Annotated in this window: 12 protein-coding genes and 2 tRNA genes; 11 read left to right on the plus strand and 3 right to left on the minus strand. The window is 72.2% G+C overall.

The annotated features are described in order from the left end of the window. Nucleotides 1–171: 171 nt before the first annotated feature. Nucleotides 172–1,050, minus strand: coding sequence for an N-formylglutamate amidohydrolase (locus tag BO39_RS12135; protein WP_052402036.1), 879 nt, complete (start codon nt 1,048–1,050; stop codon nt 172–174). A 156-nt stretch (nt 1,051–1,206) separates the two neighbouring features. On the opposite strand from BO39_RS12135, the gene BO39_RS12140 reads away from it, so the two are divergent. Then, nucleotides 1,207–1,281 (plus strand) — tRNA-Val (locus BO39_RS12140). Between the two features lie 93 nt (nt 1,282–1,374). Beyond that, nucleotides 1,375–2,403 carry an SAM-dependent methyltransferase gene (locus tag BO39_RS12145; RefSeq protein WP_052401996.1) on the plus strand — a complete coding sequence of 343 codons (1,029 nt, stop codon included), beginning with the start codon at nt 1,375–1,377 and terminating at the stop codon, nt 2,401–2,403. 2 nt (nt 2,404–2,405) lie between these two features. Here BO39_RS12145 and tyrS read toward each other — a convergent pair whose 3' ends face one another. Next, the gene (gene tyrS, locus BO39_RS12150; protein ID WP_043833536.1) at nt 2,406–3,653 is read right to left on the minus strand and encodes a tyrosine--tRNA ligase; all 1,248 of its coding nucleotides are present in this window, start codon (nt 3,651–3,653) and stop codon (nt 2,406–2,408) included. Nucleotides 3,654–3,726: 73 nt separating this feature from the next. Between tyrS and BO39_RS12155 the strand changes: the two genes are divergently transcribed. Next, the gene (locus BO39_RS12155; protein ID WP_156963672.1) at nt 3,727–4,833 is read left to right on the plus strand and encodes an anhydro-N-acetylmuramic acid kinase; all 1,107 of its coding nucleotides are present in this window, start codon (nt 3,727–3,729) and stop codon (nt 4,831–4,833) included. 65 nt (nt 4,834–4,898) lie between these two features. Here BO39_RS12155 and BO39_RS12160 read toward each other — a convergent pair whose 3' ends face one another. After that, nucleotides 4,899–5,567: an alpha/beta hydrolase gene (locus BO39_RS12160; protein WP_043833836.1), complete on the minus strand. Its 669-nt coding sequence runs from the start codon at nt 5,565–5,567 to the stop codon at nt 4,899–4,901. A 436-nt stretch (nt 5,568–6,003) separates the two neighbouring features. On the opposite strand from BO39_RS12160, the gene BO39_RS12165 reads away from it, so the two are divergent. The 8 genes from BO39_RS12165 to BO39_RS29875 all read left to right on the plus strand — a co-directional run bounded on the left by BO39_RS12165 (nt 6,004) and on the right by BO39_RS29875 (nt 11,829). Then, the gene (locus BO39_RS12165) at nt 6,004–6,462 is read left to right on the plus strand and encodes an Rrf2 family transcriptional regulator (protein ID WP_043833541.1); all 459 of its coding nucleotides are present in this window, start codon (nt 6,004–6,006) and stop codon (nt 6,460–6,462) included. Continuing rightward, nucleotides 6,462–7,568 (plus strand): cysteine desulfurase family protein, encoded by a 1,107-nt coding sequence (locus BO39_RS12170; protein WP_052401997.1) that lies wholly within the window; start codon nt 6,462–6,464, stop codon nt 7,566–7,568. The genes BO39_RS12165 and BO39_RS12170 overlap by 1 nt, the downstream gene beginning before the upstream one ends. Before the next feature lie 52 nt (nt 7,569–7,620). Continuing rightward, nucleotides 7,621–8,805 carry a cysteine desulfurase family protein gene (locus tag BO39_RS12175; RefSeq protein WP_043833841.1) on the plus strand — a complete coding sequence of 395 codons (1,185 nt, stop codon included), beginning with the start codon at nt 7,621–7,623 and terminating at the stop codon, nt 8,803–8,805. A 34-nt stretch (nt 8,806–8,839) separates the two neighbouring features. Next, nucleotides 8,840–9,166, plus strand: coding sequence for a ferredoxin family 2Fe-2S iron-sulfur cluster binding protein (locus tag BO39_RS12180; protein WP_043833544.1), 327 nt, complete (start codon nt 8,840–8,842; stop codon nt 9,164–9,166). Then, nucleotides 9,163–9,852, plus strand: coding sequence for a thiaminase II (gene tenA / locus BO39_RS12185; protein WP_043833547.1), 690 nt, complete (start codon nt 9,163–9,165; stop codon nt 9,850–9,852). The genes BO39_RS12180 and tenA overlap by 4 nt, the downstream gene beginning before the upstream one ends. Then, nucleotides 9,849–10,961, plus strand: a complete 1,113-nt coding sequence (gene mnmA / locus BO39_RS12190) for a tRNA 2-thiouridine(34) synthase MnmA (protein ID WP_043833549.1) — start codon at nt 9,849–9,851, stop codon at nt 10,959–10,961. The genes tenA and mnmA overlap by 4 nt, the downstream gene beginning before the upstream one ends. A 29-nt stretch (nt 10,962–10,990) precedes the next feature. Continuing rightward, a tRNA-Met gene (locus BO39_RS12195) sits at nt 10,991–11,067 on the plus strand. 123 nt (nt 11,068–11,190) lie between these two features. Then, entirely contained in the window at nt 11,191–11,829 is a 639-nt protein-coding gene (locus tag BO39_RS29875; RefSeq protein WP_052401998.1) for a glycosyltransferase family protein, read from the plus strand. Nucleotides 11,830–11,849 lie beyond the last annotated feature (20 nt).

An 11,849-nucleotide genomic window follows, 5' to 3' on the forward strand; every position in this document is an offset into this window, starting at 1 on the left:
TTCCCGTGATGGTGCGGCGCAGTAGAGCTCTTGCGAAACCCGGAGCCGAGGCCTACGTTGTGCATCGCAGCGACGCCTTCTGTTGCGTCGCTGTCTTTCTTGGACGTTTCCTCCCTAAACTCGGCGGTGCCTCTGGCACCGCCTCTTTTTTTGCCCGCACGAGGCCAGGTGTCAGCCGCGCAGGAAGCCCCAGTCCTCGTTCACCAGCAGCGCCAGCAACCGGTCCATATCGGCCCGAAGCGTGGCCAGCCCCGGCATGCGCCTGATCTGCCGCTCGTCCATGTAGAGGCTGCGCGCGATCTCCAACTGGATGACATGCACCCCCTGGCGCGGCCGCCCATAGTGCCGCGTGACATACCCGCCGGCATAGGGATCGTTGCGGCGCAGCCGGTAGCCGAGATCCGAGAGCGCCCCCTCCAGCAACCGCGTCGCCCGCGGGGCCGCGGCCGTGCCATGGGCATCGCCGAGGATCATGTCCGCCGCCCGCCCGGTCTCCCCAGGCAGGGAGGGCATGGAGTGGCAGTCGATCAGCAGGCAGCCACCGAAGCGCCGCGTGGTCTCCTCGATGAGGCCGGAGAGCGCGGCGTGATAGGGTTCCCAGAGCCCGCGCACCCGGTCCGCCGCCTCGTCGAAGGAGAGGCGGCGGCGATAAACCGCCTCGCCGCTCGCCACCACCCGCGCGATCGTGCCGAGTCCGGCCCCGACGCGCGGCGAGGCGCTGTTCACGAAGTCCGGCAGCGGCCCGTCGAACATGCCGGGATCCAGTTCCCAGGGCTCGCGGTTCGCGTCGCAGTAGACGCGGGGGAAGGTCGCGGCCAGCAGCGGTACGCCCCTCTCCGGGGCGCCGGCGAAGATCTCCTCCACGAAGCCATCCTCGGACCGGCGCAACGCCACCGGGTCCAGCCGGCTCTCCGCCAGGAAGGCGGCCGGGTAGTTCCGCCCAGAATGCGGGGAGGCGAGGACGAGGGGGGCGACCTGCTCCACCGGCCGCTGGAGCAGGAAGGGCGGCGGCGAATCGGCGTCGACAGGGGCGTTGATCGGAAGATCCATCTCGTTCGGAATCACCACAGCCGGGCGCGGCTGTCACGCATGCTTGGCCCCGATCCCGCAAATGGGCGCACGCAAGGGCGAGGGACAGGCTTGCCCCCGGCCGGAGGGCGCGCTAAACGGCCGCTCCCGGCGCGATGCGCCGGTTCCCGGGCGGATGGGCGCATAGCTCAGCGGGAGAGCACCTCCCTGACACGGAGGGGGTCACAGGTTCAATCCCTGTTGCGCCCACCATCCAGCCCCTTCTTCCCCTTCGGCTCGACCGTTCCATCCCCGGCAGTGTAGGGTCCGGCGATGCATTTCTGCCCCTTGCCGCGGTCCTGACGGGTGCTCTTCTCCCGTTCCGCGGCCCCTGCCGAACCATCCCTTCCGCCGGAAGCCGTCGTCTGGGCCTTTCGCCTCCTCCTCGGCCGTGAGCCAAGCGAGGCGGAGATCAGGACCCATCGCCGCCATCCTTCCGCGGAGGCCCTGCGCCGCGCCCTGGTGCCCGAGACCTACCGCATCCCGGTCTGGCTCCTCTCGCCCCCGGCCTCGCCGCTCGTGCCCTGGGTTTTCGAACCGCCGCGCCTGTCCCACCCAACCAGCCAGCTCTGCACCGCCGCCCAGTTCGACGAGCCCGACTATGCGGCCTGGTGCGCCACGATCGCCGAGGCGCCGCGGCCGCACCGCAAGCAGTGGGAATTCTGCTGGATCCTCGCCGTCCTCCGCGCGGCCGACGTGATCCGCCCCGGCGCGCGCGCCCTCGGCTTCGGCGTTGGCAACGAGCCGATCCCGGCCATGCTCGCCTCCCACGGGGTGCAGGTTCTCGCGACCGACGCGCCGGCCGAGATCGTCGGCACCCAGGGCTGGAGCGAGACGCAGCAGCACGCCTCGGACCTGTCGGGCCTGTACCGCGCCGAACTGCTGGACGAGGCCAGCTTTCGCCAGCGCGCCCGCTTCCGCGCCGTGGACATGAACGCCATCCCCGGCGACCTCCGCGACTTCGACGCCTGCTGGTCCTCCTGCTGCTTCGAGCACCTCGGCGGCCTCGCGGCCGGGCTCGACTTCGTGGAGAACTCGCTGGAGACCCTGCGCCCCGGCGGCGTCGCCGTGCACACCACCGAGTTCAACCTCGGTTCCAACGACCAGACGCTGGAGACACCAGGGCTGAGCTACTACCGCCGGCGGGACATCGAGGGCCTGCTGGAGCGCCTCGCCCGGCGTGGCCACACGGTCTGGCCGCTGAACCTGCACCCCGGCGACAGCCCGCTCGACGCCCACATCGATGTGCCGCCCTACGCGCTCCCGCACCTGAAGGTGGAGGCGATGGGGCAGGTCAGCACCTCCATCGGCCTCGTGGTGCAGCGGGCGGGCTGAGCCTAGCCCGCCCGCACGAGCACGTGGCGCTTGCGGCCGGCGGAGAGCTTCGCCGCGCCGTCGCGCAGGTCGTCCGCCGTCACCTCCCGCGCGATGTCCGACACCACCTCGTCGTTCAGCCGCAGGCCCGACTGGCCGACCAGCCGCCGTGCCTCGCCCTTGCTGGCCGCGAGACCGGCCGCGACCGCGAGGTCAAGCAGCCCCGCCGGAAGCTGCGCGGTGATGGAGGGAAGCGTCTCCGCCGCCACCCCCTGCTCAAAGGTCGCGCGCGCGGTGCCAGCCGCTTCCTCGGCCGCGGCGCGCCCGTGCAGCAGCGCCGTCGCCTCGGTGGCCAGCACCTTCTTCGCCTCGTTCACCTCCGCGCCCTGAAGCACCGCAAGGCGCGCGCACTCCTCCGCCGGCAATTCGGTGAAAAGCAGCAGGAAGCGACCGACATCCGCGTCCTCGGTGTTCCGCCAGAACTGCCAGTAGTCGTAAGGCGAGAGCTTGTCCGCGTTCAGCCAAACGGCGCCCGAGGCCGTCTTGCCCATCTTCGCGCCGGAAGCGGTGGTCAGCAGCGGTGTCGTCAGCCCGAAGGCGCTGGCACTCTCCATGCGGCGCACGAGGTCGGCGCCCATGATGATGTTGCCCCACTGATCCGAGCCGCCCATCTGCAGCGCGATGCCGTGCCGGCGGTACAGCTCCAGGAAGTCGTAACCCTGGAGGAGCATGTAGTTGAACTCGAGGAAGCTGAAGGCCTGCTCGCGTTCCAGGCGAAGCCGCACGCTGTCCATCGAGAGCATGCGGTTGACGCTGAAGTGCCGTCCGACCTCGCGCAGGAAGGGGATGTAGCGCAGCTCGTCCAGCCAGGCGGCATTGTCGAGCATGATGGCGTCGGTCGGGCCGCTGCCGAATTGCAGGAAGGGTTCGAAGGCACGGCGGATGCCGGCCTTGTTGGTCTCGATCTGCTCGTCCGTCAGCAGCGGCCGCGCCTCGTCGCGGAAGGAGGGGTCGCCCACCTTGCTCGTGCCGCCGCCCATCAGCACCACCGGCTTGTTGCCCGTGCGCTGGAGGAGCCGCAACAGCATGATCTGCATGAGGCTGCCGACATGCAGGCTGTCCGCCGTGCAGTCGAAGCCGATATAGCCGGGCAGCACCCCCTCGGCCATGCGGGCGACCAGCCCGGCCTCGTCCGTCACCTGGTGGATATAGCCGCGCTCGCGCGCGAGCCGGAGGAACTCGTTGGTGGCCTGGGTCGGGGTATCGGACATCGCGGCGTCAATCGGACCTTGCAAAGCGCCCCGCGCCTAGCACACTGCCCAGATGCTGCGAAACACGGCTATGCTGCGAACCATCGGGTTGATGAGCGGAACCTCGCTGGACGGGGTGGACGCCGCCTATGTCGAGACGGACGGCGAGAGAATCGGCCGCTTCGGCCGCAGCCTCACCATCCCTTACCCGCCCGCCCTGCGCCGGGATCTGCGCGCCCTGCTCGACGCCGCTCCCGCCCTCCACGCCGAGGGGCGGCTGGCCGGCCATCCCGCGCTGCTGGACTGCGCGGAGCGGCTGACCGAACGGCACGCCGAGGCCGTCCTCGCCCTCGGCACCGGTGCCGACCTCATCGGGTTCCACGGACAGACCATCCTCCACCGGCCGGCGACCGCGCCCGGCGAGCGCGGGCATACCTGGCAGATCGGCAACCCCGACCTCCTCGCCCGCCGCACCGGCATCGAGGTGGTGCACGACTTCCGCTCGGCCGATGTCGCGGCCGGCGGGCAGGGGGCCCCGCTCGTGCCCGTCTTCCACAGGGTGCTGGCGGAGGCGCTTCCCAAGCCCGTCGCCATCCTCAACCTCGGGGGTGTCGCCAACGTCACCTGGATCGGGCTGGACGGCGAGCTGATCGCCTTCGACACAGGCCCGGCCAACGGCCCGATGGACGACTGGGCGCGCCGCTCCCTCGGCCAGGACTACGACCGCGACGGGCTTCTGGCCGGCGCCGGCCTGCCGGACGGGGCCGTGCTGGGGCGGCTGATGGCTCATCCCTACCTCGCCGCGCCGCCGCCCAAGTCGCTCGACAGGCTGGATTTCGACGGGGCGCTCCGCGATTCGGGGGCAGGGGAACTCTCCCCGGCGGACGGCGCCGCCACCCTCGCGGCCTTCTGCGCGGTCTGCGTCGGCGCCGCGGCCCGGCATTTCCCCGAGCCGCCGCTGCAATGGCTCGTCGCCGGAGGCGGCCGGCGAAACCCGGCCCTCATGCGCGCCCTCGCCGGCGTGCTGGAGGCGCCCGTCCGGCCAGTGGAAGTCGCGGGCTGGGACGGCGACGCGCTGGAGGCCCAGGCTTTCGGCGTCCTGGCCGCCCGCGTTGCCCGGAACCTGCCGCTGACCTTCCCGGGCACGACCGGCGCGCCTTACCCGATGACCGGCGGCCGGCGGGTTCCGGCCCTGGCATGAAACGCGAAGGGGGCGGCGCACCGGGATGCGCCGCCCCCTCCATCATGGGCCAGGAATACGGGTGCTCAGTCGGCCGCCATCGACATCCGCGCCCGGTTGAGCACGGTCATCACATGGTCCTGGGTCGCGTCGGCCACCCGCACCGTCTGCTCGGGCGTGAAGACGTGAGTCGCGCCCTCCATCACCCGGTAGTCGATCTTGATGCCCTTTTGGGTGTTCAGCTTGTCCACCAGCTTCCGCACCGAGGGCTCCGGCACCAGCTCGTCCGCCTCGCCGTGCAGGATGAGGCCGGAGCAGGGGCAGGGGGCCAGGAAGCCGAAGTCGTAGTGGCTGGCCGGCGCCGCGATGGAGACGAAGCCACCCATCTCAGGGCGCCGCATCAGCACCTGCATGCCGACATAGGCGCCGAAGGAGTAGCCGGCCACCCAGAGCATCGAGGCCGCAGGGTTCACCGCCTGAAGGAAGTCGAGCGCGGCCGTGCCGTCCGAAATCTCGCCAATGCCGCCGTCATAGCGGCCCTGGCTCTTGCCGACGCCGCGGAAATTGAAGCGCAGAGTCGAGAAGCCCATGCCGCAGAAGCGCTCGTACAGGGCATGCACGACCCGGTTGTTCATCGTCCCGCCATGCAGCGGGTGGGGGTGCAGGATAAGGGCGGTGGGCGCATTGGGCTGCTTGGCGTGGTGGTAGCGACCCTCGAGCCGGCCGTCAGGACCAGCGAACATGACCTCGGGCATCATCACCTTCCGCCCCTCGCGGGGCGTTCATCTGGGGTGGGCCGGCCCCTTGGAAGGGACCGCCCCACCAGTTTCTTCATCACCGGCACCCCAGTCCGCCCCGCGGCGGCTCCCGGGCGGAGAGGGTTCGGCCCGCGCCCCGGAAGGAGCAGCCGGACGAGCCCGGTCCTCTGGATGGAATCGGCAACGGAACGTTCCGTCCGGCTGGGCCGACCCCGTCCGGAGGGGTGGCCAGGGGCGACGGGGGCGCTTCCGAACCGGATTCCGGGGGTGCCATGTGTTCCGCGCGGCCTTCCGGTACGCGGCACAGGCGCAATATAGGCATCGCCCGACGGGATTCATAACCAAAACATGGCATGGCCTCATGAATCAGTGCGCATGGCTGCCGCCCGCACCGGTCCTGCCCCCGCCGCAACGGCGGGGCGGCGGGGCTGAGATGCGGCTCTCCACCCGTGGTCGCTACGCCGTGATGGCACTGACCGAGATGGCGCGGCGCGGCCCGGGTGGGGCCAAGGAGGCGCCGATGACGCTTGCCGAGATCGCGCAGGCGCAGATGCTCTCGGTCGCCTATCTCGAGCAGCTCTTCGGGCGACTCCGGCGGGCGGGGCTGGTGCGCTCGGCCCGGGGCCCGGGTGGTGGCTACCGGCTGGGCCGCCCGGCCGTGGCTATCACCATCGCCGAGATCGTGGAGGCGGTGGACGACACCATCGCCGGCGGGCCCGAAGCGGCGGACATGCCGGACATGCCACCGGATCAGCGGGACCTCTGGCGCGAACTGGGGGAGCAGGTCCGCCTCTTCCTCTCCGCCATCTCGTTGCAGGACGTGGTGGACGGCCGGACCATGGGCCGCGCCGTGCCGGTGCCCGGCGGGGCGGCGTCCCCCGGGGAGGATTGATGCCCCTCTACCTCGACGCCAACGCGACGGAGCCGCTGCGCCCCGAGGCGCGCGAGGCGGCCCTGGTGGCGATGGAGTTGCTGGGCAATCCTTCCTCCGTCCACGCCGAGGGCCGCGCCGCGCGGCGGGTGCTGGAGGAGGCGCGCGCCCGCGTTGCCGCCCGCTTCGGGGGCGCCGCGCGAGATGTGGTCCTCACCTCCGGCGGTACGGAGGCGAACGCGCTCGCCATCGCCTCGCTCCGCCGAGGCCGGCGCGTCCTGGCCGGCGCGACCGAGCACCCGGCCGTGCTCCGCGCGGCGGAGGGCGCCGGGGTTCTCCCCGTGCTGGCCGACGGCACGCTCGACCTCGCCGCGCTCGACCGGGCGCTGGGGGAGGGCGGGCCGGCGCTCGTCTGCCTCATGGTGGCGAACAACGAGACAGGGGTGATCCACCCGGTCGCGGAGGCAGCCGCCCTCTGCCGCCGCCACGGCGCCCTGATGCACCTGGACGCCGTTCAGGCGGCGGGCCGAATCCCGCTCGCCTTCTCCGGGAGCGGGGCAGAGAGCATGGCCATTTCCGGCCACAAGCTCGGCGGCCCCAAGGGGGCGGGAGCGCTGCTCCTCCGCCCGGGGCTCGAACTCCAGCCGCTCATCGCCGGCGGCGGACAGGAGCGGGGGCGGCGCGGCGGCACGGAGGCGCTGCCCGCCATCGCCGGGCTGGGCGCCGCGGCCATGGTGGCCGAGCCGACGGCCGCCCTCCGGCTGGCCGCGCTGCGCGACGGGATCGAGGCGGCGCTCGGCCTGCCGGTCGCGGGGGAGGGGGCGCCGCGCCTGCCGAACACGACATGCCTCGTCCTCCCCGGCATCCCCGCGGAAACCGCCGTCATCGCCCTCGACCTCGAAGGCGTCCGGGTCTCGGCCGGCGCCGCCTGTTCCTCGGGCAAGGTCTCGCGCAGCCCGGTGCTCGCGGCCATGGGGCTGGGGGAGGAGGCAGGGCAGGCCATCCGCGTCTCCCTTCCATGGAACGCGCCCGACGACGCCCCGGCGCGCTTCGCCGCCGCCTGCCGAGCCGTGCTGGAGCGGCTTCGGGGGAGAGTGCCGAATGGGGCGCTCCCGGCGGTGGGCTGATCCGCGCCCGCCGGGCCTCGTCCCCGCCCGCCCGATCGCCCATCTTGGCGTCATGAGGGAAGCCGCGAACCGCCCCGCCTATCTCGATAACCACGCGACCACGCCGGCCGATCCGCGCGTGATCGCGGCGATGCGCCCCTGGTGGGAGGCGAATTTCGCCAATCCGGCGAGCATCGAGCACGCGCTCGGCCGCGAGGCCGAGGCCGCGGTCGAGGAGGCCCGTGCCCACATCGCGGCCCTCCTTGGCGCGGAGCCGCGGGAGGTCGTCCTCACCTCCGGCGCGACGGAGTCGAACAACCTTGCCATCAAGGGCGCGGCCCGCTTCGCCGCCTCCCAGGGGACGGAGCGGCGCCGGATCGTCACGGTGGCGACCGAGCACAAATGCGTTCTCGAGAGCGTCCGCGACCTCGCGGCCGAGGGCTTCGAGCCAGTGCTGCTGCCGGTGCGCCCCGACGGGCTGCTGGACCCGGAAGCCCTATGGCAGGCCCTCTCGGTCCCGACGCTGCTCGTCAGCGTCATGGCCGTGAACAATGAGACGGGCGTCGTTCAGGACATCGCCGCCCTGGCCGAAATCGCCCATGCGGCGGGCGCGCTCTTTCACACGGACGCCGCCCAGGCTGCGGCGCGCATCCCGCTCGATGTGGCCGGAATGGGAATCGACCTCCTCTCCCTCTCGGCCCACAAGATCTACGGACCCAAGGGTATCGGCGCCCTCTATGTCCGCCGGCGGCCGCGGGTGCGCCTCGCGCCACTGTTCTCGGGCGGCGGGCAGGAGCGGGGGCTGCGTTCCGGCACCCTGCCGGCACCCCTCGTCGTCGGCTTCGGGGAGGCGGCGCGGATCGCGCGCCTGGAGATGGCGCTCGACGAGGGCCGCATCGCCGGCCAGCGGGACCGCTTCCTTGCCGCGATGGAGGCGGGCATCCCGGGCCTGCGCGTGAACGGCTCCCGCACGAGCCGCGTCGCCGGAAACCTCAGCCTCACCCTGCCCGGCGGGGTGGATGCCCAGGCGGTGATGGCGGCGGCACCCGGCGTCTGTGTCTCCACCGGTAGCGCCTGCTCCTCGGCCAGTATCGAGCCGTCCTACGTGCTCCGCGCCCTCGGCCTGCCGGAGGCGGAGGCACGGGCGACCTTGCGGATCGGCATCGGCCGCTTTACCTCGCCCGCCGAGGTGGACCGGGCGGCAGCCGAGCTGTCGCGGGCCTGGAACGGGGTGCGGCAGCGGGCGGCGGCGGAATAGCGCCCCGGGCCGCCGCACCGGTTAGGAGAGAGCGATGCCCAAGATGACCTTCGTCGAGCGGGACGGAACGCGCCGCGAGGTGGAGGCCCCGCTCGGTCTCTCGGTTCTCGAGATCGCGCACAAGCACAACGTGGACATCGAGGGCGCCTGCGAGGGCAGCCTCGCCTGCTCCACCTGCCACGTCATCGTCGATGCCGGCTGGTTCAACAAGCTGGAGAGCCCGACCGAGGACGAGGAGGACATGCTCGACCTCGCCTTCGACCTGCAGGAGACGAGCCGGCTGGGCTGCCAGCTCATCATGACGCAGAAGCTGGACGGGCTGGTGGTGAAGCTGCCCGCCGGCAGCCGCAACGCGGGATGACGCATTCCGCGCCCTACGGCCGCGAGGGCGGGCTGTTCCGCGCCCTGCGCTCGGGCGCTGCCCGGGAATGGGATGCCTATTGCTGGCACCCCTTCGTGCAGGGCCTGGCCGAGGGCACGCTGCCCCTGGCCGCCTTCCGGCGCTACCTCGTGCAGGACTACCTCTTCCTCGTGCAGTTCGCCCGCGCCCAGGCTCTGGCGATCGTGAAGGGCGAGAGCCTGGAGGCGATGCGGGCCAAGGGCGCCGTGGTGCAGGCCATCCTCGACGAGACGAAGCTGCACCTCGTCTATTGCCGTGAATGGGGCCTCGACGAGGCGGCGGTGCTGGCCGAGCCGGAGGCGCCGGAGACGGTCGGCTACACCCGATGGGTGATGGACCAGGGCTTCCGGGGCGACATCCTCGACCTTGAGGTGGCGCTGGCCCCCTGCACGGTGGGCTATGGCGAGGTGGCCCAGCGCATCGAGGCCCATCCCGGCCGCCGGCGGGAAGGGAACCCCTACGAGAACTGGATCGTCCAGTACGCCAGCCCCGATTACCAGGCGGTGGCGCGCGGCGCGGCCGAGCGGCTGGACGCGCTGGGCGAGACCCATGGCGGGGCGGCGCGGATCGCTTCGCTGACGCGGGTCTTTGCCGAGGCGTCGCGCCTGGAGGCTGATTTCTGGCAGATGGGGCTGAACGCAGCATGAGGATCCTCGTCGCCATGTCCGGCGGCGTGGACAGCAGCGTCGTCGCCGGCCTGCTGGCGGAGGCGGGGCACGAGGTCATCGGCGCCACGCTCCAGCTCTACGACCACGGCGCGGCGGTCCAGAAGAAGGGCGCCTGCTGCGCGGGTCAGGACATCCACGACGCGCGCGACGTGGCGGACCGCCTGGGCATCCCCCACTACGTCCTCGACCGCGAGAGCCGGTTCCGGAATGCGGTGATCGAGGACTTCGCCAGCAGCTACGCGCGCGGCGAGACGCCCATCCCCTGCGTCCGCTGCAACCAGACGGTGAAGTTCCAGGACCTCGTGGCCCTGGCGCGCGACCTCGGCTGCGAGGCGCTGGCGACCGGCCACTACGCCCGCCGCGTCGAGGGACCGGCGGGGCCGGAGCTGCACCGCGCGGCCGATCCCGCCCGCGACCAGTCCTACTTCCTCTTCGCCACCACGCGCGACCAGCTCGCCTTCGCCCGTTTCCCGCTCGGCGACATGCCGGACAAGGCGGCGGTGCGGCGCGAAGCCGTGCGGCTCGGCCTTGCCGTCGCGGAGAAGCCGGACAGCCAGGACATCTGCTTCGTCCCCGAGGGCCGCTACCACGACCTCGTCGCCAAGCTGCGTCCGGAGGCGGCGGAGAGCGGGGAGATCGTGGACGAGGCAGGGCGCGTGCTCGGCCGACACGCGGGTCTCGCCCGCTACACCGTGGGTCAGGCGCGTGGCCTCGGCCTCCCCGGCGCCGCTGGCCTCCGGGTCGCCGCCCTCGATGCCGCCCGCGGCCGTGTGGTCGTCGCGCCCGCCGCCGCCATCCCTGTGCCCGAGGTGCCCGTCGGCGAGGTGAACTGGCTCATCGACCCGCCCACCACGCCCTTCGCCGCCACGGCGAAGTTCCGCGCAAGGGAGGTGCCGCAGCCCGTCACGGCCGCGTGGAACACGGAGGGCGGCATCCTCGTCGTGCGGCCCGAGCACCCCGTCATCTCCGCGCCCGGCCAGGGTTGCGTCCTCTATGACGGGGATCGCGTGCTCGGCGGCGGCTTCATCCGCGCGTCCCGGCGCGCAACGGCACCGGATCCGGTTGACAGTTCGGCGCCGGCGGCATAGTTCCGCGACCCCGGCAGGTGGCACGCTCTGGCGGGGTAGCTCAGCTGGTTAGAGCACGGCACTCATAATGCCGGGGTCACCGGTTCAAGTCCGGTTCCCGCTACCATTCGGCTTTGCCACCTGCCGACTTCCCGCACCGCGCATCCGTAATGGGTGAAAGAACGGTGTAAGCTTGGCCATGTAGACCTCTCCCGAAGCCGCGATCGGACGCGGCGAGGAGACCTCCCTCATGGCTCCCGCGGATGGATCCACCCTCGAGCCCCGCATCGCGCCCGAAGCGGCCGGTCTTCCTCGCCTCTCGGTGCTTCTCTGCGTCGGCAACGAGGCTGGCCGGATCGATTCCCTCCTCTCCGCACTGCCCTTCGCTGACGAGGTGATCCTCGTTGCCGACCGTTCCACCGACGGCACGGTCCGAACCGCGAGTCGTCTCGGCGCGGTGGTTGTGGAGGGCGCCTGGACGGAGGAGGGGCATCGCAAGCGCGCCGGCCTCGACGCCGCCCTCGGCGAATGGGTCCTTGAGCTGGAGCCGGAGGAGGGGCCCGACGCCCGTCTCCTGACAGCCATCCGCGGGATCGTCGGAGCGCCCGCGGCCGCCGACTACCATCGGCTGCGAGTCGAAGCGGGAAGCGGCGATGCGGTGCGGCTCTACCGCCGCGGCGCGAAGTCCTGGTCACCCGATGGCTCGCGCGTCCTCCTGCACGGCGTTGAGGGACCACGGCTACCGGGCGCACTTCGCCGCCGGGGCAGCCCGGCCGACGGGCTGCCGGCAATGCCTGGGAACCGTCCCGCCGCTCCCCGTCCCTGGCGCGCCCTGGCTGGGGTCGCCCTGCGCTTCTGGAAGGCGCACCGCCGCTCCCCGGTAGCGTGAGGCGCGGCGGGCGCTGGTGG

This window comes from Roseomonas aerilata DSM 19363 (genome assembly GCF_000711725.1).
Lineage (GTDB): Bacteria > Pseudomonadota > Alphaproteobacteria > Acetobacterales > Acetobacteraceae > Roseomonas > Roseomonas aerilata.

Coding starts and splice junctions, on each gene's coding strand:
- BO39_RS12135 (WP_052402036.1), bottom strand. CDS start 1,050: ATGGATCTTCCGATCAACGCCCCTGTCGACGCCGATTCGCCGCCGCCC.
- tyrS (WP_043833536.1), bottom strand. CDS start 3,653: ATGTCCGATACCCCGACCCAGGCCACCAACGAGTTCCTCCGGCTCGCG.
- BO39_RS12160 (WP_043833836.1), bottom strand. CDS start 5,567: ATGCCCGAGGTCATGTTCGCTGGTCCTGACGGCCGGCTCGAGGGTCGC.
- BO39_RS12165 (WP_043833541.1), top strand. CDS start 6,004: ATGCGGCTCTCCACCCGTGGTCGCTACGCCGTGATGGCACTGACCGAG.
- BO39_RS12170 (WP_052401997.1), top strand. CDS start 6,462: ATGCCCCTCTACCTCGACGCCAACGCGACGGAGCCGCTGCGCCCCGAG.
- BO39_RS12175 (WP_043833841.1), top strand. CDS start 7,621: ATGAGGGAAGCCGCGAACCGCCCCGCCTATCTCGATAACCACGCGACC.
- BO39_RS12180 (WP_043833544.1), top strand. CDS start 8,840: ATGCCCAAGATGACCTTCGTCGAGCGGGACGGAACGCGCCGCGAGGTG.
- tenA (WP_043833547.1), top strand. CDS start 9,163: ATGACGCATTCCGCGCCCTACGGCCGCGAGGGCGGGCTGTTCCGCGCC.
- mnmA (WP_043833549.1), top strand. CDS start 9,849: ATGAGGATCCTCGTCGCCATGTCCGGCGGCGTGGACAGCAGCGTCGTC.
- BO39_RS29875 (WP_052401998.1), top strand. CDS start 11,191: ATGGCTCCCGCGGATGGATCCACCCTCGAGCCCCGCATCGCGCCCGAA.